The organism is Streptomyces coelicoflavus, from assembly GCF_045041415.1.
Lineage (GTDB): Bacteria > Actinomycetota > Actinomycetes > Streptomycetales > Streptomycetaceae > Streptomyces > Streptomyces coelicoflavus.
This window is the reverse complement of record NZ_CP108218.1, coordinates 1,769,078-1,793,703: the sequence shown is the minus strand read 5'-3', so window position 1 is coordinate 1,793,703 and position 24,626 is coordinate 1,769,078. Positions and strand designations below refer to the sequence as shown.

Here is a 24,626-nt window from a genome sequence, read left to right as displayed (position 1 = left end):
GCCCGGTCAGTCGGCCAGCGCAGCCAGCTCCTCCGCCGTACGCGGGCCGGGCGCCGAGTCGGGCAACAGCCCCCGCGCCCGCAGCAGTCCGGCCGCCGCGACGCCCCACGGCAGCCGCAGACCGGCCCGGCGCAGCAGGTCGGTGCGGGCCAGCGTCGGGGCGGTCGGGCCGGTGCGGACACCGTCCGGGGTGAGCAGGGCGGCGTCGTCCGACCAGCGCAGGGCCAGGTCGACGTCGTGGGTGGCCATCACCACGGTGGTGCCGGCGGCCCGCAGCCGGTCCAGGGTGGCGAGCAGCCGCTCCTGCCCGTCCGGGTCGAGCCCCGCGGTCGGCTCGTCGAGGATCAGCACCCGGGGCCGCATCGCGACCGCCCCGGCGATCGCGGTCCGCTTGCGCTGCCCGTACGACAGCAGGTGCGTGGGCCGGTCGGCCAGCGCCGCGATGTCCAGGGCGGTGAGCGCCTCCGCCACCCGGGACCGGACCTCCGCGTCGGGCAGCCCGAGGTTCAGCGGCCCGAAGGACACGTCCTGGCCGACCGAGGCCGCGAACAGCTGGTCGTCCGGGTCCTGGACCACCAACTGCACCGCGGTCCGCAGCCGGGTCAGCCCCTTGCGGTCGTACGTCACCGGCTCCCCGCCGACCGCCAACGTGCCCGCGCGCGGCCTCAGTCCGCCGCTGAGCAGCCGCATCAGCGTGGTCTTGCCACTGCCGTTGCGGCCGAGCAGCGCCAGCGCCCGCCCCTCGCGCACCGCGAAGTCCAGGCCCGCCAGCACGTCCGGCCCCTCCTCGTAGGCGAACGACGCGCCCCGCAGGGCGACCAGGTCCGGGGCCGGGTCCGCGGCCGGTTCCGGTGACCGCACCGGTTCACTCACGACAGGGGTCCTTCCAGTACGAGGGTGAGGCCGGCCAGCGCCGCGAGGAGCGCGAGGCTCGCCGCCGTGAACGGCACCGACACGCGGGCCTCGGGCACCAGCACGCGCAGGGTGCCGTCGTAGCCGCGCCCGGCGAGCCCCGACTGGAGCCGCGCCGCCCGGTCGAAGGCCCGTACGAACGCGGTGGCGCCGAGCCCGCCGAGCGAACGCCAGGCCGCCGCCCGCGTGGTGTGGCCCAGCCGCGCGGCCTGCGCCTGCCGGATCCGGTGCACGGAGTCCAGCAGCAGGAAACTCATCCGGTACGTCACCAGCGCCACGTCCACGACCGGCGCGGGCACCCCGGCCCGCACCAGCCGGGGCAGCAGGTCGGACATCGGCGTGGTGAACGCGAACAGCAGCACCCCCAGCGAGGCCGCCGAGGTGCGCAGCAGCAGCTCACCCGCGCGCACCGCACCGCCGTCGGCCGCCGACAGGAACCCCTCCGGGCCCCCGACCTGCACGAGGAGCGGCAGCGCCCCCGTCACGCAGAAGCCCAGCGGCACCCGGTAGGCCCGCCACAGCCGGCGCCCCGGCACGCCCGCCGGACCGAGCAGCACCGTCAGCGCCGCCACCAGCACCAGCGCCGCGCCCGGCCAGGGCGGCAGCGAGATCGCGAGCACGGTCAGACCGAGACCGAGCACGGCCTTGTCCACGGGATGGCGGCGGCGCCACCGACTGGCGTGCGCCGCCGCGTCGATCGGCAGCACTCAGTCCCCTTCGGGGGTGTTCCCCGGTGCCGTCGCGTCCCCGGAAGCCGCCAACGCCCGCTCCTCGCCCTGCCGACGGCCCCGGCGCAGGCCGAAGTAGTACGCCAGCACGCCCGCGCCGAGCGCGGCCTGGAGGGCGAACAGCGCCGACTCCACCTCCCCGGACGGCGGTTCGTACAGCGGGGAGAACCACGGCTCGTAGTCCGGCTCGATCTCGGTGATCGCCGTCTCCGCCTCCGCGTCGGACCCGGCGAACGGCTCCTCCTTGTGGTCGCCGAGCCCCAGCGCCAGCGGCAGCACCGCCAGCGCGGCCACGGCGAGCAGCAGCAGGGCGTTGATCCTCGCGTTCCGGCTCATCGGGCCACCGCCCCGGACTTGGCGCCCGCGGTGGCCGTCTTCGTCAGCAGCACGCCCAGCCGCGTCAGTTCGCCCCTGCTGGACTGCACGAGCAGCCGCATCACGATCACCGTGAGCAGGCCCTCGCTCACCGCCAGCGGGATCTGCGTGACGGCGAAGATCGAGCCGAACTTGCCGAGCGCGCCCAGGAATCCGCTGCCCGGGTCGGGGAAGGCCAGCGCCAGCTGCACGCTGGTGACGCAGTACGTGGACAGGTCGGCGACGAACGCGCCGAAGAACACGGTGACCATCAGCGGCACGTCCCAGCGGCGCAGCAGCCGGTAGACGCCGTACCCGGCCCAGGGGCCGACGATCGCCATCGAGAAGACGTTGGCGCCGAGCGTGGTCAGCCCGCCGTGGGCGAGCAGCAGCGCCTGGAAGAGCAGCGTGATGGTGCCGAGCACCGCCATGATCGGCGGCCGGAACAGGATCGCGCCCAGACCGGTGCCGGTCGGATGGGAGCAACTCCCGGTGACGGACGGCAGTTTCAGGGCCGACAGGACGAACGTGAAGGCTCCGGAGGCGCCGAGGAGCAGTGTGCTCTCCGGATGCTCCCTGACCTCACGGGTGAGTGACCGTACTCCGTGGACGACGAACGGCGCGGACGCGACACCCCAGGCGATCGCGTGCGCCGGTGGCAGAAAGCCCTCGGCTATGTGCATGGCTCAGCAGACCCTCTCCAGCACCTCGTGGATGGACGACGCGCCTTGGCCGGTCTCCTGGCTTACGGGTACCACCGCCCGTGCTCCGCCTTCCCGGATCGCAAGCGATCCAGTGGCTGCCCGCCAGGGCCGGAGCCGGACTTCCCGATTCACAGTGGCGAGGGCCGCACCGGCATCACACCGGATTTCCCGTTCACCAAGGCGTGGCGACAGTAGTGCTCCCACAGGGGTGCGCACAACCACGCCCCGGGCCCGCCCCGCATCCGGCCGGATCGCCCGGCAGGCCCCGGGGCTGCGGAAACGCCCGGCCCCGCCGGTCCGGCGGCCGCCGTCGCCCGTCCTCGCCCGGGGTGGCGAAGATCTCCCCGCGCCTGTGGTGCGGGGCACCCCGCCTCAGCGGGACCGGCCCCGCTCGGGCCGGCGGACCACCACGTCCCGCAGCCGGGTGGTCAGCGCGGTCGCCGCGGCCGTGAGGAAGACGAAGCTGTAGACGATCTGAAGGACGGTCACCAGTCGCGCGGCCTGGCCCCGCGGGGTGATGTCCCCGTACCCGACGGTCGCGAGCGTCACGACGGTGAAGTACAGCGCGTCGAGCCGGGTGTGCAGTCCGCTGAACTCGCCCGGCTGCTTGGCGAGGGCGTAGTACGTGGCCGAGAAGACGTGCACGGACAGCACGATCAGCAGCGAGATGACCACCCCCGGCCGGCTGTCCGGACGGTCCAGGAGGACGTGCCGGATCTGCCGGAGCAGCAGTACGGCCACGACGGTCAGCAGCAGGGCGAACAGCGTCCAGCTCAGCACGGGCCGCTGCGGACCCAGGTGGTCCAGGGGGAGCAGGAAGTAGGCCACGACCACGGCGACCGCGATCCCGGCCCGTACCAGCCAGGGCCGGACGGCGTCCCAGCCGGTACGGCGGCCGGCGCGCGGCCGGGGCTCGAAGCGGGGCGCGGGCCGGCGGCCGGTCACCGTGCCGCTCCCGGCGCCGGTGCTCCGCCGGGCGCCGCCCCGCCCGCCTCCGGCTTGGTCCGGCGCACCAGCTGGGCGACCACGAAGGCGACGACCGACGCCATGACGATCAGCGGCGTCTGGTCGTGGGCGTCCCGGCCCATCAGCAGCACCGCCAGGACCGCGCTGGCCAGGGGCAGTCCCGTCACCGCGGCCGCCGCGGCGGAGATGCCGAGGGCGAGGGCCGGGGTCGCGCCGAACCCGGGCAGTCCGGAACAGGCCAGGGCGGTCGCCGCGCCCAGCAGCACGGACGGAAAGATCGGGCCGCCGCGCAGCGCGCCCAGCGCGATGCCCCAGGCCAGGCCCTTGCACACGACCAGCGCGACCAGAGCCCCCACCGACCAGGCATGCGGGTGCGCGGCGAGCTGGGCGAGGGTGGCCTGGCCGGACAGCGCCGCCTCGGCCGGGGAGCGGCCGGTGATCAGCGCGTACGCGGCGACACAGACACCGACCGCCGTGGCGCAGGCGACGGTGCGGGCGGCCGTGCGGTGCCGGGTCCAGGCCACGGTGCGGTGCCCCAGGCCGCGGGCCAGCGTGACCAGTACGGCGATCAGGGCGGCGGTGGGCAGGCCCCACAGAAAGTCGCCCGAGTCCGGACCGGCCTGCGGCGGCAGCTCGGGCAGGGCCAGCGCGCCGATCTCGAGCCCCGTCCACTGCCCGAAGCCGGTGAACACCAGGGCGCCCGTCGCGCTGGCCAGCAGACAGGGCAGCAGCAGGGCGACCAGCTGGGTGCCGGCCAGTCCCGCGCCCTCGATGAGCAGCACCGCCGCCGCGATCGGGCCCCCGAGGATGGTGGAGATCGCGGCGGTGGAGCCGGCCGTGGCGAGGATCGCGCCCGCCCGCTGGTCGCCGCCCGCGCCCGCCCGCCGCAGCGCCAGCAGGGCGAGCCCGCTGCCGACGGCCATCAGCGGAGCCTCCGGGCCCAGGACCACGCCCAGCGGCAGCGTGGCCAGCGCGGCGAGCACCGCGCCGGGCAGCGCGCGGGGGCCGACGGGCGCGCCGCCCAGACCGTTCACCGGCAGATGGCCGCCACCGCCCGGCATCCGGGTCACGATCGGCGCCAGGACCAGCCCGGCGAGCACCAGCGCGGGCAGCGGCCACCACCACGGCGGGGCGTCGTAACCGGCCGCCTCGGGCAGCGAGGTCCACACCCAGTGCTGCAACTCGTGCTGGAGTCCGACGAAGAAGAAGCAGGCCAGCGCGATGGGAACGCCCAGCAGCACGCACAGCAGCAACAGCCGCCGGTAGCCGGGGCTGAGCAGGGTCTGCCGCAGGGACTGCTCGGCCCGTTCCGGGACGGCGTTCGCCGGCGCGGTCACGGAACCCGCCTCCGCGGGCCCCGCCGGGGCAGCGGCCGACTCGTCACACGCCCTCCTTCTTCCGCCCCGAGGCCCGTCGGTCACCCGTGGTCCTCGGGTGCCGTTCAGTTAACGCGAGGCCGGGGACGCCCGCACGCGCACGCCCGGTGCGCGGTTCACCCGTCCGGCGGACCCACGTGGCCGGGGAGCGCGGTCGCCCGCAGGCTCTGAACGACCCGTCGGTGCCGTCGGCGCCGGTGGGCAGCTGCCCCGTACGGGGGACACAGAAAGGACTCCGCTCATGAGCCAGCACGCCGAACCCTCTCCCGGCCGGCCGTCCCACGGCGGCGACGCCTCCTGGGCCCAGCGCTCGGGCGACCGCAGCAGCGGCTGGGTCACCGGCGGTGTCGTCTTCGCGGGCGTACTGCTCCTGCTGAGCGGTGCCCTCGCCGTCCTGCAGGGCATCGCGGCCATCGCCGAGGACGACGTGTACGCCCGGATCGGCACCTACGTCTACGAGATGAGCCTGACCGGCTGGGGGATCGTCCACGTCATCCTGGGCGCCCTCGTGTTCGTCACCGGGTACGGCCTGCTCAAGGACATGACGTGGGCGCGCATGGCGGGCATTGTCCTCGCCTCGCTGAGCCTCATCGCCCAGTTCCTGTTCCTGCCGTACTCGCCCGTCTGGTCCGTGATCATGATGGCGATCGACGTGTTCGTGATCTGGGCCCTGGCCAGCCGCCAGGACAGCGCCTCCCGGGCCTGAGACCTCAGCGGCGGCGCAGGCCGCGGGCCAGTGCCGCCGCCCCCGCGGTGCCCGCGACGGCGGCCACCGCCGTGCCCGCCAGGGCCAGCACCCGTGCCCGGCGGCCCGGGGCCGCCGGCCGGGCGCCCGGCGCGGTGCCGTACGCGCTGCCCGGGACCTCGGGGCCGGCCGGCAGCGCCGACGCCAGCAGCTCCGCCAGGTGCACGCCCTCGTGGCCGCCGCTGTCGAACTCGTGGATCTGGGTGCGGCAGCTGAACCCGTCGGCGAGGACGACGGTCGACTCGTCCTCCTCCCGCAGCCGCGGCAGCAGCACCCGCTCCGCGCACGCCTCGCTGACGTCCAGGTGACCGCGCTCGAAGCCGAAGTTGCCGGCCAGCCCGCAGCAGCCGGAGTCCAGCCGCTCCGCGTCCACCCCGGCCCGGCGCAGCAGCTCCCGGTCGGCCTCCCAGCCGAGCACCGCGTGCTGGTGGCAGTGCACCTGGGCCAGCGCACGCGCGGAGCGGTCGGGGACCCGCGGCGGCTCGTAGCCGGGGGAGTGCTCGGTGAGCAGCTCCGAGAGGGTCACCGTCTGCTCGGCCAGTCGCAGCACGTCCTGGTCGCCGGGGAACAGCTCCGCCGCGTCCGCCCGGAACACGGCCGTGCAGCTCGGCTCCAGCGCCACCACCAGGCCGCCCGACCGCACGTGGCCGGCCAGGGCGCGCACGGTACGGGTGAGGACCCGCTCCGCCGTGCCCAGCTGCCCGGTGGAGATCCAGGTCAGCCCGCAGCACAGCGGCTCGTGCGGCAACTCCACCCGCCAGCCGGCATGTTCGAGGACCCGTACCGCCGCCCGGCCGATGTGCGGGTGGAAGTGGTTGGTGAAGGTGTCCGGCCACAGCAGAACCGGCCCGCGGTGCCCGTCGCCCTCCGGCTCGTGGTCCGCGAACCACTGCTCGAAGGTCCGCTCCGCGAACAGCGGCACCTCCCGGTCCGCGACCCCCGCCACCAGCCGCGCGACCTCCGACAGCAGCGGCGCGTGCGTGAGCGCGTTGACGGCCGGCCCGAGCCGGGTGCGGCCCACCACCTGCGCGAGCGCCGGCAGCCAGCCCATCGACCAGTCCGAACGCGGCCTGCGCCACGGCCTGCCTTCGTAGTGATGGGACAGGAACTCCGCCTTGTACGTGGCCATGTCCACGTCCGCCGGACAGTCCTTCTTGCAGCCCTTGCAGGCCAGGCACAGATCGAGGGCGTCCTTGACCGCCTCCGAGCGCCAGCCGTCCCCGAGCGCGCCGTCCCCGTGCCCGTCGAGCATCTCGAACAGCAGCCGCGCCCGGCCCCGCGTCGAGTGCTCCTCCTCCCGCGTCACCTGGTACGACGGGCACATCACCGTGCCGTCGCTGGTGTGCTGCCGGCACTTCCCGACGCCGACGCAGCGGTTGGCGGCCTGCGAGAACGAACCCCCGTCGTGCGGGAACCGGAAGTGCAGGTCACGCGGCTCGAACGGGGCCCAGTCACCACCGAGCCGCAGATTCTCGTCCAGCCCGTACGGTGCGACGACCTTGCCCGGGTTCATCCGGTTCCCCGGGTCGAAGACGGCCTTCAGCCGCCCGAACGCCTCGACGAGCCGGTCGCCGAACATCCGGGACAGCAGCTCCCCCCGGCTCTGCCCGTCCCCGTGCTCGCCGGAGAGCGAGCCGCCGAACTCGACGACGAGGTCCGCCGCCCGCTCCATGAACCTCCGGTACGTCGCCACCCCGTCGGCGGTGTACAGGTCGAACGGGATCCGGGTGTGCACGCAGCCCTGCCCGAAGTGCCCGTACAGACTCGGACCGGTGTCGCTCAGGTACCCGAACTCGTCGAACAGGGCCCGCAGTCGCCGCAGGTAGTCGCCCAGCTTCTCCGGGGCGACCGCCGAGTCCTCCCAGCCCTCGAAGGTGTCGGGCTTGCCCGGGATGTGTGCGGTGGCGCCGAGCCCGGCCTCGCGGACCTGCCACAGGTCCTGCTCGTGCGACGGGTCGTCCAGGAACGCGCAGTCGGCGTCGTGCTCGGAGCGGTGCAGGGCCTCCAGCAGCCGGTGCGAGCGCGCGTCGGCCTCGTCGACGGTGTCCCCGCCGAACTGCACCATCAGGTAGGCGTTGCCCTCGGGCATCTCGGCCAGCGCCTTCGGGTTGAGGTGCTTGATCCGCTCGTCGCGGACCAGCCGGGCGTCGACCCCCTCCAGCGCGATCGGCTCGTGCGGCAGGATGTCGGGCACCGCGTCGGCGGCCTTGTCGATGGTGTCGAAGCCCAGGACCAGCAGCGAGCGTTCCTTCACCACCGGCACCAGTTCCAGCTCCGCCCGCACCACCGTGACCAGCGTCGACTCGCTGCCCACCAGCAGCCCCGCCACGTCGAAGCCGTACTCCGGCAGCAACGAGTCCAGGTTGTAGCCGGAGACCCGGCGCGGAACGTCCGGGAACCGGCGGCGGATCTCGTCCCCGTAGGTGTCGCGCAGCGTCCGCAGCCGCCGGTAGACGGTCGCCCGCAGATCCCCCCGCCGTTCGATCTCGGCGTACTCCTCGTCGCTCGTCTCGCCGCACCAGAAGCGGGTGCCGTCGTACAGCAGCACCTCGAGACGGGCGATGTTGTCCACCACCTTGCCGTGCGCCTGCGCGGTGGCACCGCAGGAGTTGTTGCCGATCATCCCGCCGAGGGTGCAGTTGGGGTGGGTGGCGGGCTCGGGCCCGTAGCGCAGGCCGTACGGCGCGAGCCGCCGGTTCAGGTCGTCGAGCACGATGCCGGGCTGTACGACGCAGGTGCGGGCGTCGGGGTCCACCGACTCCAGCCGCGTGCAGTACTTGGACCAGTCGAGGACCACGCCCGCGTTGGTGCACTGCCCGGCCAGGCTCGTCCCGCCGCCGCGCGAGAGCACGGGCGCGCCGAACTCCCGGGCCACGGCCACCGCCCGGGCCCCGGCCTCCGGGGTGCGCGGGACGACCACGCCGATGGGTGTCTGGCGGAAGTTGGAGGCGTCCGTGGAGTAGGCGGCCCGGCTCCCGGCGTCGAAGCGGATCTCGCCGTCCACCCGTGCGCGCAGGGCCGCCTCGAGCGCGGCGGTGTCGACCGGCGGCGGTGCCCCGTCGCGCGTGACGGGCTCGGGCAGATCCAGTGCACCCATGGGCACTCCTCCGTGTGACGGCGTACGTCCGTCGGCACGGCGGCGGTGTCCGCCCGCGCGCGACGGCGGTCGCTGAGTACCCGGCCCCGCGCCGCACAATCACCGGACACGGAGCGTCGCCAACCGTGTCGCTGTTGGGCCGAACGGGTGACTTGGCGTAAGAATTGGCTGGTGCAGGCAATGAAGGCGAGTGAAATCGGGGGAGCCGGTGAACAGCCACGACGTCACCGATGAACAGTGGGAAGGGCTCGCCCAGGTCGTTCCGCTGCGCGGGCGCGATGCCTGGCCGTCGGCGGTCGGCCACCGGGCGATGCCGGAGGCGGAGACGGAGCGGCGCCGCCGGTTCGTCGTGCTGCGGATCAACGTGTTCGCGGACGCCCGCGAGGTCGCCGAGACCCTGATGGCGGGCATTCCGGTCCTCCTCGACCTGACCAGCGCGGAGGGCGACGTCGCCAAGCGGGTCCTGGACTTCAGTACCGGCGTCGTCTTCGGCCTGGCCAGCGGGATGCATCGGGTGGACCGCAACGTGTTCCTGCTGACCCCGGCGGGGACCGAGGTGAACGGGCTGATGGAGGGCGCGGTGGGGGTGCCGGGGATGTGACGGCACGCGGGCGGGGACAGGGGCGTGGCCCCGGGCCGGGAAGGGGGCTTGGCCGGTGAGGGCGGTGGTTCCGGGGAGTGACGGTCGCTCCCGGCCCTGACCGCCCGGTCCCCCGATCGTAGGAAAGCCGTCCGGGCAAAACGGTTCGCCCGTCCCGCGGAGTCCTACGGTCCGCATATGGCAGCGTCACCTGCGTCCTCCCCGTCACCGGCGTCCGCCGGGTCCACCGCGTCCGCCGCGTTATTCGGATCAGCCGCGTCACCCGGATCAGCCGCGTCACCCGGGTCCGCCGCGTCGCCGGCGTCCGTCGCGGCGCACGCCGACCGGCCCCGTGTCACCCAGTTGAGGCTGGCGGCCTTCGCCGGGCACCGGCGCGCCGTGCTGCGGCTCGGTCCGCTCACCCTGCTCGCCGGGCCCAGCGGCAGCGGCAAGACCAGTGCGCTCAGGGCGTACGACGCGCTGGCCCGGCTCGGCGGCGGCGCGGAGCTCGGCGCGGTGTTCCCGGACGCCGGTGCCTGCGTGCCCGAGCGGGCCCGGCCCGACGCCCAGCGCCGCCGGGGCTTCCGCATCGGCTGCACGGCCGACGGGGCCGAGGGACCGGTGCACCTGGACGTCGCCGTGCAGGCCGAGCCCGAGCTGCGCATCGTGGGGGAGCGGCTGTCTGCGGACGGCGTCGTGCTCCTCGAGACGGCCCTGCGCGACCCGAGCCGCCGTGCCGTGCAGGCGGCCTGGCACACCGCGGGGTCGGCGCCCGTGACCCGTGCTCCCCTGCCGGACGACCGGCTCGGCACCCCGCTGCTGCCGCTGCGGGTGGCCGGCAAGACGGACGGGCAGCGCAGGGTGCTCGCGGCGGCCGAGCAGATGGTGGTGGCCCTGCGTTCCGTCTTCTCCTGCGACCCGCGCCCGGAACGGATGCGCGAGCCCGTGCCCACCGGCTCCGGACACCTGCTCGGCGGCTGCGACAACCTCGCCGACGTGCTGCGGCGCACCCGCGCCGAGTGCGGCCGGCGGCACGCGCAGTTCGTCGCGGCGGTGCGCACCGGATGCGCGGGTCCGGTCGAGGACGTCCTGGCCGAACCGGACGCCGGCGGCGTGGTCCGCGCGCTGATCGACCGGGGCGACGGCACCCGCACCGGCCTCGCCCGCCTCGGCTACGGCGAACTGCGCTACCTCGCCCTCGCGCTGGTGCTGTTCACCGGCCCCGGCGTACTGGAGGTCGATCCGGCCGGCGAGGTACCGGCCGCTTTGCAGACGCTCACCGTCCTCGCCGACGGCTTCGACCGCGGCCTCGACGTGTGCCAGCGCGCCGAACTGCTCCGGCTGGCGGCGCGGATGTGCGACCGCGGGCACATCCGCCTCCTCGGGGCCGTCGCCGACGCGTCGTGGGCGGAGCGGGCGGTCGGGGAGGCGGCCGGGGAGGCGGGGACGGCAGGGAGGAGCGGGCCGGGCGGTGTCACGGTGGTACACCTGAGCCCGTGACCGATGATCCCCGTGACCTCGTGGCCCTGCGGCGCAGGCTGGCCGAGTTCGCCGCCGCGCGCGACTGGCAGCCGTACCACACCCCCAAGAACCTGGCCGCTGCCCTCAGCGTGGAGGCCTCCGAACTCCTGGAGATCTTCCAGTGGCTGACGCCCGAGCAGTCGGCCCGCGTGATGACCGACCCGGACACCGCCCACCGGGTCCGGGACGAGGTCGCCGACGTGCTGGCGTACCTCCTCCAGTTCTGCGAGGTGCTCGGCGTCGACCCGCTGGCCGCGCTGGAGGCGAAGATCGAGCGCAACGAGAGCCGCTTCCCCGTGGCGGGCGAAACGGGCGGACCGGAAGGCCGAGCCTGAGGAGTCCACGACTCCGTTATCACTCTCCGCAGTCATGATTCGGCCACAAATCACAAAGGTGTCCGAAGATTTCCGCCTTCCTCTAGCTTTTCGTCCCACACACCTTCACTCTGGGTAGTGGACAACGGAGTTCGGGCGGACGCGCCGCGCGCGCGTCGGAAAAGACGGGGGCAGCGCATGGACGCTGTGCGGCTCATCGTGACGAGTGGGCGTGCCCTGGCCGCCGGCGGCGAGGTGCCGGAGGTCCTGACGGAGGTGTGGCAGGTGCAGGCACTGGCGCAGGCGATCGGCACCCGGCTGGCGGTCCACGGACCACCCGAACTGCGCGGCGAGGCCATCGGGTTGACCGAGCTGGCGGGCCGGGGCTGCGGGGTGCTGCGCACACCGGAGCTGGCCCCGGGTGAGCTGCGCGCCTCCCAGCTCACCGAACTGGGTGACGCCCGGCAGGCTCTGATGCGCCTGGGCACCCTGCTCGGCGAGACCGGCATCGCCCTGGTGGCCGTCGCCTGCGCCGCCGACGACGAGGCGACGTACTGGCAGTGCATGGAGGCCATCGACGCGGCGGACGAGTCACGGGACCGCGTCCTGGAGATGCTGCGCAAACTGGCCGACCGCGACGCGCACTTACCGGAGCGGGAGGCGGGATAGGCCCCCGGAGGCCCCCGCGTTCCGCGCGCCGCGACCGGAGCCTGTGCCGTACCCCCGCGCCGAGCAGGCAGGATGGGAGACATGGATCTCCGTATCTTCACCGAGCCCCAGCAGGGGGCCACGTACGACACCTTGCTCACCGTGGCCAAGGCCACCGAGGACCTCGGCTTCGACGCCTTCTTCCGCAGCGACCACTACCTCCGCATGGGCGCCGCCGACGGCCTCCCCGGCCCCACCGACGCCTGGATCACCCTCGCCGGACTCGCCCGGGAGACCAAGCGCATCCGCCTGGGCACCCTCATGACCGCCGGCACCTTCCGGCTGCCCGGCGTCCTCGCCATCCAGGTCGCCCAGGTCGACCAGATGTCCGGCGGCCGCGTCGAGCTGGGCCTGGGCGCCGGCTGGTTCGAGGAGGAGCACAAGGCGTACGGCATCCCCTTCCCGAAGGAGAAGATCGGCCGGCTGGAGGAGCAGCTGGCGATCGTCACCGGTCTGTGGGCCACCGAGGCCGGCAAGACCTTCGACTTCCACGGGAAGTTCTACGACCTCACCGACTCGCCCGCGCTGCCCAAGCCCGCGCAGGCCAAGGTGCCCGTGCTCATCGGCGGTCACGGCGCCACCCGCACCCCGCGGCTGGCCGGTCAGTACGCCGACGAGTTCAACATGCCGTTCGCCTCCATCGAGGACACCGAGCGCCAGTTCGGCCGGGTACGGGCCGCCGCCGCGGCGGCCGGCCGCGGCGCGGACGCCCTCACCTACTCCAACGCCCTCGTCGCCTGCGTCGGCAAGGACGACGCCGAGGTCGCCCGGCGCGCCGCCGTCATCGGCCGCGAGGTCGAGGAGCTGAAGGCCAACGGCCTGGCGGGCTCCCCGGCGGAGGTCGTCGAGAAGATCGGCCGGTACGCCGAGGCCGGCGCCCAGCGGATCTACCTCCAGATCCTCGACCTCGACGACCTGGACCACCTGGAGCTGATCTCCTCCCAGGTCCAGTCGCAGCTCTCCTGAACCGTCCCTGCCGCACGGCCGAATAACCGAAGGCGCCGGTCACCCGCCCTGTGCGATCGTGTGACCGGCGTCCTGCCGGAGCCCTCGGGGTACCGCCCCGAGGGCTCCCGCACGTACGGCGCCGGCAAGCGTCCGTCGCACCACCGACCCGGCCGGAGAGGCCCATGTTCCTGACCGTCACCACCACCGGCACCCCCGAGCACCCCGCGACCGATCTCGGTTTCCTGCTGCACAAGCATCCCGACCGGGCGCAGGCGTTCTCCACCTCCTTCGGCACGGCCCACGTGCTCTACCCCGAGGCGGAGGAGCAGCGCTGCACGGCGGCGCTGCTGCTGGAGGTCGACGCGGTGGCGCTGGTCAGGCGCGGCAAGGGCAAGGGCCGCGGCGGCGCCCCCGACGCCGCGCTCGCGCAGTACGTCAACGACCGCCCGTACGCGGCCTCGTCCCTCCTCGCCGTCGCGCTGAGCAACGTCTTCTCCAGCGCCATGCGCGGCGTGTGCAAGGCCCGCCCCGAGCGCGCCGCCCGGCCGCTCCCGCTGCGGATCGAGATCCCGGCGCTGCCCGCCCGCGGCGGTCCCGACCTGGTACGGCGCCTGTTCGAGCCGCTCGGCTGGGCGGTCGCCGTCGAGACGGTCCCCCTGGACACCGAGTTCCCCGAGTGGGGCGACTCGCGCTACGTCCGGCTCGTGCTGGAGTCCGAGACCCTCACCCTCTCCGACGCCCTGCGCCACCTGTACGTCCTCCTCCCCGTGCTCGACGACGCCAAGCACTACTGGGTCGCCCCGGACGAGGTCGACAAGCTGATGCGGGCCGGCGGTGCCTGGCTGTACTACCACCCCGAAGTGAAGCTGATCACCAGCCGGTACCTCTCCCGCCGCTGGTCCCTGACCCGCGAGGCGATGGACCGGCTGGAGCTGATCCGGCTGGCCGAGACCGACGACAGCGAGGTCGAGGAGATCGACAACGCGGTCGAGGCGGAGGCCGAGCAGGAGCCGAAGCCGACCCCGCTGGCCGTGCACCGCCGCGAGGCGATCCTCACCACGCTGCGCGACCGCGCCGCCGCCCGCGTCCTCGACCTGGGCTGCGGCGAGGGGCACCTGGTGCGCGAGCTGCTCAAGGAGCCGCGCTTCACCGAGATCGTCGGCGTGGACGTGTCGGTGCGCGCCCTCACCATCGCCTCCCGGCGGCTCAAGCTGGACCGCATGGGCGAGCGGCAGGCCGCGCGCGTCCGGCTCTTCCAGGGCTCCCTCGCCTACACCGACAAGCGGCTCAAGGGCTACGACGCCGCCGTGCTGAGCGAGGTGATCGAGCACCTCGACCTGCCGAGGCTGCCCGCCCTGGAGTACGCCGTCTTCGGCTCGGCCCGCCCGCGCACCGTCGTCGTCACCACCCCCAACGTCGAGTACAACGTGCGCTGGGAGACCCTCCCGGCCGGTCACGTCCGCCACCGCGACCACCGCTTCGAGTGGACCCGCGAGGAGTTCCGCACCTGGGCCGGGGCGGTCGCCGAACGGCACGGCTACGACGTGGAGTTCCGCCCCGTGGGGCCCGACGACCCCGAGGTCGGCCCGCCCACGCAGCTCGCCCTGTTCACCCTGACCACTACCGCAACCGCCACCGAGAAGGAGGCGAAGGCCGCATGAGCACCGCAGACACCACCGGCACCACCGGAGCCACCTCCGTGCGGGCCCGCGCCCTGCCCGTCACCGACCTCTCCCTCGTCGTGCTGATCGGCGCGTCCGGCTCCGGCAAGTCCACCTTCGCCCGGCGCCACTTCAAGCCGACCGAGGTCATCTCCTCCGACTTCTGCCGGGGCCTGGTCGCCGACGACGAGAACGACCAGAGCGCCAGCCGCGACGCCTTCGACGTCCTGCACTACATCGCGGGCAAGCGGCTCGCCGCCGGCCGCCGCACCGTCGTCGACGCGACCAACGTGCAGCAGGACGCCCGGCGTCAGCTGATCGACCTGGCCCGGACGTACGACGTGCTGCCCATCGCCGTCGTCCTCGACGTGCCCGAGCAGGTCTGCGCCGAGCGCAACGCCGGCCGCACCGACCGCGCCGACATGCCCCGCCGGGTCATCCAGCGCCACACCCGCGAACTCCGCCGCTCCCTGCGCCACCTGGAGCGCGAGGGCTTCCGCAAGGTGCACGTCCTGCGCGGCGAGGCGGAGATCGAGCACGCCACCGTCGTCACCGAGAAGCGGTTCAACGACCTCACCCACCTCACCGGCCCCTTCGACATCGTCGGCGACGTCCACGGCTGCGCCGCCGAGCTGGAGACCCTGCTCGGCAAGCTCGGCTACGGCACCGACGGCGTCCACCCCGAGGGCCGCACCGCCGTCTTCGTCGGCGACCTCGTCGACCGCGGCCCGGACAGCCCCGGCGTGCTGCGCCGCGTGATGTCCATGGTCAGGTCGGGCAACGCCCTGTGCGTCCCCGGCAACCACGAGAACAAGTACGGCCGCCACCTCAAGGGCCGCAAGGTCCAGCACACCCACGGACTCGCCGAGACGATCGAGCAGATGGACGGCGAGAGCGAGGAGTTCCGCGCCGAGGTACGGGAGTTCATCGACGGCCTGGTCAGCCACTACGTCCTCGACGGCGGCCGGCTGGTGGTCTGCCACGCCGGTCTGCCCGAGAAGTACCACGGCCGCACCTCGGGCCGGGTCCGCAGCCACGCCCTCTACGGCGACACCACCGGCGAGACCGACGAGTTCGGCCTGCCCGTGCGCTACCCGTGGGCCGAGGACTACCGGGGCCGCGCGGCCGTCGTCTACGGCCACACCCCGGTCCCGGAGGCCACCTGGCTCAACAACACCATCTGCCTCGACACCGGCGCCGTGTTCGGCGGCAGGCTCACCGCGCTGCGCTGGCCCGAGCGGGAGATCGTCGGCGTACCGGCCGAGCGGGTCTGGTACGAGCCGGCCAAGCCGCTGCGCACCGAGGCGCCCGGCGGACACGACGGCCGCCCGCTGGACCTGGCCGACGTCCAGGGCCGCCGGACGGTGGAGACCCGGCACGCCGGGCGGATCACCGTGCGCGAGGAGAACGGCGCGGCGGCCCTGGAGGTCATGAGCCGCTTCGCCACCGACCCCCGCCTGCTGCCGTACCTCCCGCCGACCATGGCACCGACCGCCACCTCCGGGGTGGACGGCTACCTGGAGCACCCGAAGGAGGCCTTCGCGCAGTACGCGGCGGACGGCGTCGAGCGGGTGGTGTGCGAGGAGAAGCACATGGGCTCCCGGGCGGTGGTCCTGGTCTGCCGCGACGCCGACGCGGCCCGCACCCGCTTCGGCGTGGACGGGCCCACGGGCTCCCTCTACACCCGTACCGGCCGCCCGTTCCTCGACGACGCGTCGCTCACCGAGGAGATCCTCGACCGGCTGCGCACCGCGATCGGCGAGGCCGGCCTGTGGGACGAACTGGCCACCGACTGGCTGCTCCTCGACACCGAGCTGATGCCCTGGTCGCTCAAGGCATCCGGCCTGCTGCGCTCCCAGTACGCCGCCGTGGGCGCCGCCTCCGGCGCGGTGTTCCCGGGCGCGCTGGCCGCGCTGGAGGGCGCCGCGGCGCGCGGCGTCGAGGTGAAGGACCTCCTCGACCGCCAGCGCGACCGGTCCGCCGACGCGGCCGCCTTCACCGACGCCTACCGCCGCTACTGCTGGCCCACCGACGGCCTGGACGGCGTCCGCCTGGCCCCGTTCCAGATCCTCGCCGTCCAGGGCCGCAGCCTGGCCGCACTGCCGCACGACGAGCAGCTCGCCCTCATCGACCGGATCGTCGAGCACGACGGCAGCGGCCTGCTGCGGACCACCCGGCGGCTGTACGTCGACACCGGCGACCCGGAGTCGGTCGCGGCGGGCATCGACTGGTGGCTGGAGATGACCGGCCGCGGCGGCGAGGGCATGGTCGTCAAGCCCGTCGGCGCCCTGGTGAAGGACGGGAAGGGCCGCCTGGTGCAGCCCGGCATCAAGTGCCGCGGCCGGGAGTACCTGCGGATCATCTACGGCCCCGAGTACACCCGCCCCGACAACCTCGCCCGCCTCAGGCACCGGTTCCTGAACCACAAGCGGTCCCTGGCGGTCCGCGAGTACGCCCTCGGCCTCGAGGCCCTGGACCGCCTCGCGGACGGCGAGCCGCTGTGGCGCGTGCACGAGGCGGTGTTCGGGGTGCTGGCGCTGGAGTCGGAGCCGGTGGACCCGCGCCTGTGACGCACGTTTTCGGCCGAGTCGGCCACGAGGGGCGGCTCGGCCGGACCGACGCCGCCCGAACCCCACATGTCCCTGGTTAACCGTCAGTTCCCGTGCTAACTTCGCAGGTCGGTCAGGGACGTACCGACTCATGGGGGACAGTCGGTGGAGACAGCCACGGGATTCGGCGGAGCCGAGGGCGATTCCGGGCATGCACGCGGGCTGGCACTGCTGCTGGAGCTGACCGACGCACTGTGCGCACTCGGCTGCACGGACGACCCGCAGGGGCGGGTCCAGTTCGCCGCGGTGCTCGGGGACCAACTGGGCCGCACCGTCGACCTGCGCGGTGTCAAACAGCGCGAGGACGTGGTCACCCTGGTCCGCGCCGCGCTGAACGTGGCGGGCGGGGAACGCGTACTCGTCGGCGTGGTGCGCCTCCTCGAAGGACCGCTCGCCGGCGACGAACTGGACCGGCTGATCGCCCCCGGCCAAGCCGCCGGCCCCGACGCACCGCCGGGCCCGCTGGGCAGCGACGACGAGGCCGCCGCGCGGGCCGTCTTAGCCCGGGGCGAACTGCCCGCCGGCCGGCTGCGCGACGACCTCGCCGAGGAACTCAACGGCCTCGACCTGCCGAGCGGGCTCTTACCCGAACAGCTCTTCCTCCACGTCCTCGCCTGGAACACCCAGCCGGACGGCCTGCCGCCCGCCGTCCTCCTCCTCGACCGTGCGGCCCCGCTGGCCGCCACGCGAGGCCACCGCACCGCGCTGACCGACTGGGTCGACGACTGGGTGAAGCGGGCCGGTCTCCCGCGAGAGCTGGAGCGGCGCCGGCAGGCCCGCGCCCACGTCGTGCAGGACCCCGACATCCCCCGCGCCCTGATCGTCGCGGTCGAGCCCGCCCGGGACGGCTCCGACGACGTCGTCGTACGGCCCTGGCTCAACACCGCTGCGGGCCGGTGGGATCCGCAGCCCGGCGCGCCGGCCGTGACCACCCTGGACGCGCTCGGACCGGCCGTCGACGACGCGCTGCGGCAGGGCGCCCGGATGTGGACCGGGCCGGGGGACCCGGCCTCCGGTGGACGCGGGCAGCCGTCGGCGTACGTGGAGTTCGTCCTTCCGTACGACCTCCTCAACCACGATGTGGCGAGATTGACGTACCGCGTCGGCGACGGACGCCCGTTGCCGCTCGGGCTGAAGTACGGGGTGCACCTACGCAGCCTGGAGCGGATGCGCACCGACGACGCCCTGGTGCGGCACCAGTGGCAGGAGCGCTGGCACGCGCTGCGCCGGCACGGGGTCGGCGTGCACGGCTGGAGCGAACCGGACGCGCGACGGCTCGACGCGTGGCAGGCGACACTCGCGGGGGACACCAGGCACACGGCGGTGGTGCTCGACGCACCGGCCCACGACCCCGCCATGGAGGCGCTCAAGGCCGCCATAGCCGAAGGCATCGGCCTGGCGGTGTGGGACCGCAGGGGAGCCTTCCCCGAGGAGCGGCGCGAGGTGGTGACCGCCGTGTTCGCCGCGGTGCCCAGGCCCGGACAGATCCCGCTCGCCATCCACCGCCTGCGGCAGAACGCCGAACTGAACCAGCAGGGCCCCGGCCGTCTTCTGGGCCGCCACATCGGTTTCTTCTGGGACGATCCCACCCGAGTCGTCGACATGCACACAAACGACCCCGGCGAGAGCGCCGGCGAGGAGGCACCGGCATGAACACGCAGGAACAGACGTCCCCGAACGGCTGGCGCGTGTTCCACGGCACCGGCCGGCCGCCGGCCGTCGCGCCCCCGCTGCCCGAGGCGCCGCCGTGGCGGCGCTTCCTCGGCGTACCGTCCCAGCCCGCCCCGCCGGACGAACCGGAGGCCGCGGTGCGCCGGCTGGGCCCGGGCGACGTCACTCCCCAACTGGGCCCCGACGAGATCGACACTGTCAACGCGGCGCTGCTGCTGCGCCGGCCGCTGCTGATCACGGGGCCGCCCGGCATCGGCAAGTCCACCCTCGCCTATGTGATCTCCAGGGAACTGGGCCTCGGCAGAGTCCTGGAGTGGAGCATCGTCAGCCGGACCACGCTGCGGGACGGGCTGTACACCCACGACGCCATGGGCCGGGCCCAGGCCATCGCCGCCTGGCAGGCCGGACCGCGCGGCACCGCGGCCCCGGAGGCGGACGCGACCGGACCGGCGGCGGCCCGCCCGGAGGGTGCGGACCCCCTGGCCGGCGACGCCGACCCGTCAGTCGTATCAACACACAGTCAACTGCCGCCTGTTCTGGGGAACTTCATCACCCTCGGGCCACTGGGCACCGCGCTGCTGCCCTACGATCGGCCCCGGGTGCTCCTTGTCGACGAACTCGACAAGAGCGACATCGACCTGCCGAACGACCTGCTGCACGTACTGGAGAACGGAAGCTATGACGTCCCGGAGCTGGTGCGCGACGCCGCCGACACCGCGCGCGTCCACACCAGCGACCCCAGCGGCCAGGCGCTGGTGCGAAGCGGCCGCGTCGAGTGCCGGGAGTTCCCGGTCGTGGTGATCACCAGCAACGGAGAACGCGAGTTCCCCGCCGCCTTCCGCCGCCGCTGCCTGCCGCTGGAGCTGCGCATCCCCGGCCGTGAGCAGCTGCTCGCCCTGGTCGAAGGGCACCTGGGAGTCCGGCCGGAGGGCACCGAGCTCCTGGTGGACGAGTTCCTGGGCCGGATCCGGTCCGGCGGCACCCACTCCCTGGACCAGTTGCTCAACGCTGTCCAGATGACTACCGCGGGTGGTTTCCAGGCGCACGGTGACGGGCGTAAGCTCGTGGAAATGCTGCTCCGCGACCTCGCGAAGGGCCGCTGAATGACCGGCTTTCCCAGGGAGCGCGCATCCGGACCGGGCGACGGTGACGCCGTATCAGGGACGTCGCCTCCGTCGGCGTTCGCCGAGTCCGTCGAAGGCGCGAGTGGGCACGGAGCGGCGCACACCTCTGCCCTGCCCGAGGGACCGGCCGTCCGCGAACAGCGGGGCGCGGACGCCCCGGAGCCGGCCGACGCGCACTGGCGGGAGGTGGCAGAGGCGGTCTGGCTCGCAGCGTACTGGGACCGCCACGGCGGCCCCGGCACGGTCCCCCCGGAACCGGCGACGGGACCCGACGCCGTACGCCCGGCCCACCCGGCCCCCACCCCGTCCCACGGCGACCCCCGGCCCGCGAGCGACGCCGGGGACGCGGCCCCACCGGTGCCGTCCCCGGCGGCGGACGGCGCGCGTGCCGCCGACGCCGCGCCGCTCCCACGGCCGGACGTTCCCGGCCAGGGCCCACACACCCGGCCCGCACCGACGTCCGACCGCACGGACCGGAGCACGTCCATCGGCCCGCCGACCGCGGTGGCCGCCGAACGAGCCGCCCAGCCGCGGCTGTTACCCGACCCCGAAGGCACCTTCACCCTGCACGCCGGGCGGCCGCTGCTGCCCCCCGAGGAGCGCCCGCAGCCCGGCCCCGGCCGCACCACCGCGCTGCTCGCCCGAGCCCTGCACCAACTCGCCCGGCGCATTCCCTCCCGCCACACGCTCGAGCTCGACGAGGAGGCCACCGCCGAACAGGGCCTGTCGGACGGTCTGTGGCTGCCCTTCCTGCGCCCCGCCCGGGCGACCGCCTTCGACCTCGTCCTGCTGATCGACGACGCCCCGACCATGCGGATCTGGCAGGAGACCTGCGCCCGGCTCACCGAGGCCGCCGAACACAGCGGAGCCTTCCGCGGTGTCCGCGCCGTCCGGGTGCACGTACCGCGCACCGGGTCCGCCACCCTGCGCCGTTCCGACGACGGAGCCGCCGACCCCGCCGAACTCCTCGACGGCCGCGGGGGCCGGGTCTTCCTGGTCGTCACCGACGGACTCGCCCACGGCTGGGCGGCTCCCGCCGCGGACGACCTGCTCGGCCGCCTCGGCCACGCCGGCCCGACGGCACTGGTCCACCTCCTGCCGCCGCACCTGCGCCACCGCACCTCCCTCTACCCGTACCAGGCGGTCCTGGAGGCCGGCGGGTTCGGCGCCGCCAACGAGGGCCTCGGGCACTGGGCGCCGCCCGGCGGCCCCGACCCGCTGCGCCCGCTGCCCGAAGCCGGAGACGGCTCGGTACCGGTGCCGGTGCTCTCCCTCAAACCCGGCTCCCTCGGCACCTGGGCCGATCTCGTCACCGGCGAGCGGGGCGTGCGCCGGTCCCTGCCCGTCGTCCTCGCGGGCGCCCTCGCCAAGGGCGCGCCGGCGCCCGGTCTGCGCGCCCCGCGCCTCTCGCGCGCCGCCACCGCGGCCGTACGGCGCTTCTTCACGCTCGCCACTCCCGCCGCGCGCCGCCTCGCCACCCAACTGGCCGCTATCCCGTTCGAGTTCGACCTGGTGGAACAGATGCGGCGGCGCACCATGCCGGAGACCGGCCCCGACCACCTCGCCGAGATCCTCATGGGTGGCCTGATCGACTGGGACAGCGGCGGCGAAGGCCGCCCCGAGTTCGCCGACGGGGTGCGCGAGGCACTGCTCGCCACCACGACCCGCAGCCAACTCGCCCGCACCGTCAGCATGGTGGGCGAACTGCCGGCGGCGGGCCGGCGCGGCGTCGCCCTGCGCGCGGCGCTGCACGACCCGGCCGGGGCCGCGCTGCCCGACCCCGCCGAGCGCGGCTGGGTGCGCAGTGAACTGGCCGTGATGCGCGCTCTCTCGGGGCCCTACTCCGAACGGGCCAGGCGCATCGAACCCCGAATCTCCGGGCGCCGGTCGCCCGGTGCGGCCGAACGGGTGGGCGCCGGTTTGCCCGCGGGTACACCCACTGAGGTGAACCCTGCGGGCGGCGGGGGATCATCCGGCGGCCGAGAAGGCAGTGATCCAGCGTCAGGCAACCCCGACGACCCTGGAGACCACGTGCCGCCCCTGGTAACCGACGCGACACCACTCGAAGCCCCGGAGGCTGAGCAGCTCATGCAGAGCACCACGACTGCGACGTCCGCCCTACTGGTGAACGTTCCCCTGCGGAACACCTCGTTCGTCGGCCGGCAGGGGCTGCTGAGGGCCGTGGAGGAACAACTGAGTGACCAGGACACGGCCGCGGTCCTTCCGCACGCGCTGCACGGTCTCGGCGGCGTCGGCAAGTCCCAGCTCGCCCTCGAGTACATCTACACCCACCAGCACGACTACAAGGTGATCTGCTGGATCCCCGCCGAGCAGGAAAGCCTCATCCTGGCCGCGCTGGCCAACCTGGCCGGCCGGCTGGGCATCGCTCCGTCCGGCCACGAGCGGGGTGCCCCGGCCGCGAACACCGCGGTCCCCGCCGTGCTGGAGGCACTGAGTGCCGGCACCCCGCACGCCGACTGGCTGCTCGTCTTCGACAACGCCGAGGACATCGACGTGGTGCGCCAGTACTTCCCCGCCAACGGGCCCGGGAAGGTCATCGTCACCTCCCGCAACCGCGGCTGGGAGCGGGTCGCGAACCCGCTGCCGGTGAGCGTCTTCGAGCGGTCGGAGTCCGTCGAGCTGCTCCGCAGGCGCTCGCCCCACCTGACGACCGAGGACGCCGACCGGCTCGCCGAGGCCCTCGGCGACCTGCCGCTGGCCGTGGAGCAGGCGGGCGCCTGGCGCGCCGTCACCGGCATGCTGGTCGACGACTACCTCGACCTGCTCGCCCAGCGAAGCCCCGAAATCCTGGAACTGGACCCCAATCCCGACTACCCGGTCTCCGTCGCCGCGGCCTGGGACCTCTCCCTGGAGCGCATCCAGCAGAACAACCCGGGTGCCAGGCAGCTCCTCGACATCTGCGCCGGCATGGCCCCCGAGCCGATCCCGCGCTCGATCCTGCGCGGCAGCCGCGGCGTCAGCATCACCGCCGAGATCGACCCGCTGCTGCGCGACTCGATCAAGCTCAACCGCGCCATCCGCGACCTCAGCCAGTTCTCCCTGATCAAGGTCGACACCCGCTCCAACACCCTCCAGATGCACCGCCTGTTGCAGACCGTGCTCCTGGCCAAGCTCGGTCCGCAGGAGCGGGAGCGGATGCGGGGCGCCGCGCACCAGCTGCTGTCGGCCGCCAAGCCGGGACCCTACGGCTCTCCGCTGGAATGGTCCGAGTACCAGTCGCTGCTGCCCCACCTCCGTGCGTCGCACGCGGTGACCAGTACCGACACCTGGGTACGGGACCTCGTCGCCGACAGTGTGTGGTTCCTGTACTACTGGGGTGACCACGACGGTTCCGCGGAGTTCGCCCGGCAGACCTACAGCGCCTGGCTCGCGGCCTCCGGCGAGGAGGACATCCACGTCATCCGGATGGCCAAGTGCCTGTCCTTCCTGCTGCGGCAGACCGGGCACGTGCCGGAGTCCATCCCGCTGGTGGAGAAGGCGCTGGAGACGTCCCGCGGGCTCGGCGTCGAGCCCGAGGAGCTGATCGACTCACTGTGCGAGACGGCCGACGCCCGCCGCTACCAGGGCCGGCTCCAGGAGGCGCGGAGGCTGAGCCAGGAGGCCACCGAACTGGCCCGGTCCCTGTTCGGCCTCGACGACCCCTCCACCCTCCGCGCGACCCACTCGTGGGGGGTCGACCTGCGGCTGTGCGGAGAGTTCCGGGAAGCACTGCCGCTGGACCAGGAGAACGCCCGGCTGCGCGACGTGCACTTCGGGTCCACCAGTTTCTACACGCTCAACACCCTCAACTGCGCCACGATCAACACGCGCGAGAGCGGCGACTATCCCGGTGCCCGCGAGGCCCAGGAGGACGTGTACCGCCGGGCGTGTGCCGCGCTCGGTGACGAGCATCCGCTCGCCCTGCGCACCGCCCGCAACCTCGCCGTGTGCCGACGCCGGGACGGAGCGCTGGCAGCGGGTGCCGAGCTGGCGCGGGAAACCCTGCGGCACTTCGTCAGCCGCTACGGAGAGGATCACTTCGACTCGCTGGCCACGGCGACCAACGTCGCCGTCGACCTGCGCCTGGCCGGGGACCTGGAGGGCTCCCGGGAACTGGCGGAGCGCACCGTGCGGCGCTATGTGCAAAGGCTCGGCGAGAACCACGTGTGCACCCTGCTGGCCAGGGTCACCCTGGCCGCGACGCTGCGGACGCTCGGAGCCCTGGACGGCGCGCAGGAGGAGGAGGACGGTGCGGCACGCCGGCTGACCGAGACGGTGGGGGAGCGGCACGTCGTCAAGCTGACCGCCGACGTGGGACGGGCCGGTACGGCCTACGCACGCCTGGACTTCGACCGGGCCCGCGACATCGACGAGGCCAATCTGCCCCTGCTCGCGGAGGTCGCCGGCGAGGACCACCCGGTCACCCTGTCCTGCATGGCCAACCTCGCCCTCGACCTGCGCGGTCTGGGCAGGGGCGCGGAGGCCGACGAGTTGCAGCGCAAGGCCGTCGAGGGCTTCACCCGCGTGGTCCGTGCCGACCACCCCTGGCTGCTGGCGGCCCGTCAGCGCCGGCGCATCGAGTGCGACATCGCGCCGGTCCCGATGTAA

The 24,626-nt window shown here is 74.0% G+C and carries 18 protein-coding genes and 1 riboswitch; of the genes, 11 read left to right on the top strand and 7 right to left on the bottom strand.

From position 1 onward, the window contains the following. Positions 1 to 6 precede the first annotated feature (6 nt). The 6 genes from OHA99_RS07835 to OHA99_RS07810 form a co-directional block, all read right to left on the bottom strand. Positions 7 to 873: an ATP-binding cassette domain-containing protein gene (locus tag OHA99_RS07835; RefSeq protein ID WP_228126084.1), complete on the bottom strand. Its 867-nt coding sequence runs from the start codon at positions 871 to 873 to the stop codon at positions 7 to 9. Beyond that, entirely contained in the window at positions 870 to 1,619 is a 750-nt protein-coding gene (gene cbiQ / locus OHA99_RS07830; protein ID WP_153177475.1) for a cobalt ECF transporter T component CbiQ, read from the bottom strand. The genes OHA99_RS07835 and cbiQ overlap by 4 nt, the downstream gene beginning before the upstream one ends. Further along, positions 1,620 to 1,976 carry an energy-coupling factor ABC transporter substrate-binding protein gene (locus OHA99_RS07825; RefSeq protein ID WP_405694908.1) on the bottom strand — a complete coding sequence of 119 codons (357 nt, stop codon included), beginning with the start codon at positions 1,974 to 1,976 and terminating at the stop codon, positions 1,620 to 1,622. It lies immediately after the preceding gene. Continuing rightward, entirely contained in the window at positions 1,973 to 2,677 is a 705-nt protein-coding gene (locus OHA99_RS07820; RefSeq protein ID WP_153177473.1) for an energy-coupling factor ABC transporter permease, read from the bottom strand. The genes OHA99_RS07825 and OHA99_RS07820 overlap by 4 nt, the downstream gene beginning before the upstream one ends. 29 nt (positions 2,678 to 2,706) lie before the next feature. Next, positions 2,707 to 2,893, bottom strand: a riboswitch (cobalamin riboswitch). Positions 2,894 to 3,070: 177 nt separating this feature from the next. Beyond that, positions 3,071 to 3,643, bottom strand: coding sequence for a potassium channel family protein (locus OHA99_RS07815; protein WP_153177472.1), 573 nt, complete (start codon positions 3,641 to 3,643; stop codon positions 3,071 to 3,073). Beyond that, positions 3,640 to 5,001: a chloride channel protein gene (locus tag OHA99_RS07810; RefSeq protein WP_405694906.1), complete on the bottom strand. Its 1,362-nt coding sequence runs from the start codon at positions 4,999 to 5,001 to the stop codon at positions 3,640 to 3,642. The genes OHA99_RS07815 and OHA99_RS07810 overlap by 4 nt, the downstream gene beginning before the upstream one ends. A 280-nt stretch (positions 5,002 to 5,281) precedes the next feature. Between OHA99_RS07810 and OHA99_RS07805 the strand changes: the two genes are divergently transcribed. Continuing rightward, positions 5,282 to 5,746 carry a hypothetical protein gene (locus OHA99_RS07805; protein ID WP_007390148.1) on the top strand — a complete coding sequence of 155 codons (465 nt, stop codon included), beginning with the start codon at positions 5,282 to 5,284 and terminating at the stop codon, positions 5,744 to 5,746. Positions 5,747 to 5,750: 4 nt separating this feature from the next. On the opposite strand, the gene OHA99_RS07800 is transcribed toward OHA99_RS07805, so the two are convergent. Next, entirely contained in the window at positions 5,751 to 8,882 is a 3,132-nt protein-coding gene (locus OHA99_RS07800; protein WP_405694905.1) for an FAD-binding and (Fe-S)-binding domain-containing protein, read from the bottom strand. A gap of 208 nt (positions 8,883 to 9,090) precedes the next feature. Here OHA99_RS07800 and OHA99_RS07795 point away from each other — a divergent pair, with 208 nt between their 5' ends. The 10 genes from OHA99_RS07795 (at position 9,091) to fxsT (ending at position 24,626) form a co-directional block, all read left to right on the top strand. Further along, positions 9,091 to 9,483 (top strand): cell division protein SepF, encoded by a 393-nt coding sequence (locus OHA99_RS07795; protein WP_194279894.1) that lies wholly within the window; start codon positions 9,091 to 9,093, stop codon positions 9,481 to 9,483. A gap of 177 nt (positions 9,484 to 9,660) precedes the next feature. Then, positions 9,661 to 10,962, top strand: coding sequence for an AAA family ATPase (locus OHA99_RS07790; RefSeq protein WP_405694902.1), 1,302 nt, complete (start codon positions 9,661 to 9,663; stop codon positions 10,960 to 10,962). Next, positions 10,959 to 11,318 (top strand): nucleotide pyrophosphohydrolase, encoded by a 360-nt coding sequence (locus OHA99_RS07785; RefSeq protein WP_153177467.1) that lies wholly within the window; start codon positions 10,959 to 10,961, stop codon positions 11,316 to 11,318. Before OHA99_RS07790 ends, OHA99_RS07785 begins: the two co-directional genes overlap by 4 nt. A 177-nt stretch (positions 11,319 to 11,495) precedes the next feature. Next, positions 11,496 to 11,966, top strand: a complete 471-nt coding sequence (locus tag OHA99_RS07780; protein WP_153177466.1) for a DUF6099 family protein — start codon at positions 11,496 to 11,498, stop codon at positions 11,964 to 11,966. A gap of 81 nt (positions 11,967 to 12,047) precedes the next feature. Continuing rightward, positions 12,048 to 12,971 (top strand): LLM class F420-dependent oxidoreductase, encoded by a 924-nt coding sequence (locus OHA99_RS07775; RefSeq protein ID WP_153177465.1) that lies wholly within the window; start codon positions 12,048 to 12,050, stop codon positions 12,969 to 12,971. Positions 12,972 to 13,135: 164 nt separating this feature from the next. Then, the gene (locus OHA99_RS07770) at positions 13,136 to 14,614 is read left to right on the top strand and encodes a 3' terminal RNA ribose 2'-O-methyltransferase Hen1 (protein WP_405694899.1); all 1,479 of its coding nucleotides are present in this window, start codon (positions 13,136 to 13,138) and stop codon (positions 14,612 to 14,614) included. Beyond that, positions 14,611 to 17,184 carry a polynucleotide kinase-phosphatase gene (locus OHA99_RS07765; protein ID WP_405694898.1) on the top strand — a complete coding sequence of 858 codons (2,574 nt, stop codon included), beginning with the start codon at positions 14,611 to 14,613 and terminating at the stop codon, positions 17,182 to 17,184. Before OHA99_RS07770 ends, OHA99_RS07765 begins: the two co-directional genes overlap by 4 nt. 144 nt (positions 17,185 to 17,328) lie before the next feature. Then, a complete protein-coding gene (locus OHA99_RS07760; RefSeq protein WP_381608887.1) occupies positions 17,329 to 18,876 on the top strand; it encodes an effector-associated domain 2-containing protein in 1,548 nt (515 codons plus the stop codon). Continuing rightward, positions 18,873 to 19,997: an AAA family ATPase gene (locus OHA99_RS07755; protein ID WP_153177462.1), complete on the top strand. Its 1,125-nt coding sequence runs from the start codon at positions 18,873 to 18,875 to the stop codon at positions 19,995 to 19,997. Before OHA99_RS07760 ends, OHA99_RS07755 begins: the two co-directional genes overlap by 4 nt. Further along, positions 19,998 to 24,626, top strand: coding sequence for an FxSxx-COOH system tetratricopeptide repeat protein (gene fxsT / locus OHA99_RS07750; RefSeq protein WP_405694895.1), 4,629 nt, complete (start codon positions 19,998 to 20,000; stop codon positions 24,624 to 24,626). It begins immediately after the preceding gene.